Origin of the sequence: Mesorhizobium sp. M00.F.Ca.ET.216.01.1.1 (assembly GCF_004010325.2) — a bacterium.
Taxonomy (GTDB): Bacteria; Pseudomonadota; Alphaproteobacteria; order Rhizobiales; family Rhizobiaceae; genus Mesorhizobium.
This window is the reverse complement of sequence record NZ_SADR02000073.1, coordinates 1-1,297: the sequence shown is the minus strand read 5'-3', so window position 1 is coordinate 1,297 and position 1,297 is coordinate 1. Positions and strand designations below refer to the sequence as shown.

Below are 1,297 nucleotides of genomic sequence, written 5' to 3'. Positions count from 1 at the left end.
TGCCGCGCGAGGTCTTGCCGTCGATGGCCACCAGCGCTGGCGCGTCCGGACGCATCGCCGTCGCCCAGGACTGGAAGCAGTTCGCAAACAGCCCCGGATCGATCCGGTTCATCAGCAACCGCAGCCAACGCGAACCCGGAACCCCGTGATGATAGGGCAGGAAACGGCGCAGGAAGGCCACATTGTCCTCGCCCCAATCGGCGATGTCCTCGAAGTCATCGCCCGCCGCGATGGTGCCGCAAACCACCAGCAGCAGCACTTCAGGCAGCGGATGCGCCACCCGCCACCCCTCCCGGTCATCCTCGATCAGGGCGAAATGGTCCAGCAACAGCCGCAGACGCGGCTTCTCGGCAGTCTCAGGCATGGCGGTGCTCTCCGAATCAACGTCACCAACAGAATCAGAACCGTCGCAATCCCGAAACCGCCGTTAACCCGAGTTCAATGCCGTGGGAGGGGTCGACCCCATTTGCCAGGGCTCTTGCTGGGGAGTATTCTCTTGTGCAAATGGCCGGCGATGAGTGTCGGTTTAAGAGGGGGGCGCATGGCCAGACTTGTCGCACTCTACAAGACACCGAAAGACGTGACTGCATTTGACCGTTACTATGTTTCGACCCACATTCCGCTGGCCAAAACTATTCCCGGCTTGAGGAAATACGAAATCAGCGATGGCGGCGTGCGTTCGCCGGGTGGGGCCCCAGGCTATCATCTTGTAGCTACGCTCTACTTCGATTCCGTTGCGGATATTCAAACGGCCTAAGCATCTCCCGAGGGTCAGGCCACGGCGGCCGATCTTGGCAATTTTGCAAACGGCGGAGTGGAGCTATTGCTCTTCGAGACTAGCCCGCTTTTCTCACCCCATCTGGCGTTAGGCGGTGTTTTTGCCTAGCCAGGCGTTGGTATCGCGCCTCGACCTCGTGGCGAGCGCAGCCAGCGCCCGCGGTGTGCGGCGATCGTTGGTTCGGCGATGTGTCCTGTGTCGTTTGCGGGAAGGGTTCGGGTCCTGCGGCGTCATCGGGCCGCGGCGCGTATTCGGGCGTGTGCCAGTGCAAATTCCTCGGCGTAAGGGCAGGCCGAAGCCATCGCCACCTTGATGCGCCGTACCGAGACACGGACCTGCGCACCGATCTTCAGCAGCTTCATGTCAATCGGCTCGCAATCGGGACCCTGGATTGGAGTGGGCCCCTCGGGCCGGACAGGGTCAGGCCGCTGATTTGACCGTTTGCCGGGTGTGTGGATCCTCGAATTGCATTGGACTGAGATAGCCGAGTGCTGAGTGAAGCCGTCGGCGGTTGTAGAC

Annotated in this window: 1 protein-coding gene and 2 pseudogenes; 1 reads left to right on the top strand and 2 read right to left on the bottom strand. The window is 61.5% G+C overall.

Annotation, left to right across the window (positions count from 1 at the left end; genetic code table 11):
* A partial coding sequence (locus EN859_RS35065) for an ISAs1 family transposase (protein ID WP_135913583.1) occupies positions 1 to 364 on the bottom strand: 364 nt, incomplete at its 3' end.
* Positions 365 to 541: 177 nt separating this feature from the next.
* Between EN859_RS35065 and EN859_RS35060 the strand changes: the two are divergent.
* Positions 542 to 886 (top strand): annotated as a pseudogene (locus EN859_RS35060) (EthD family reductase).
* Between the two features lie 122 nt (positions 887 to 1,008).
* Here the strand turns inward: EN859_RS35060 and EN859_RS40645 are convergent.
* Positions 1,009 to 1,146 (bottom strand): annotated as a pseudogene (locus tag EN859_RS40645) (transposase); the annotation flags it as partial.
* Positions 1,147 to 1,297: the final 151 nt, after the last annotated feature.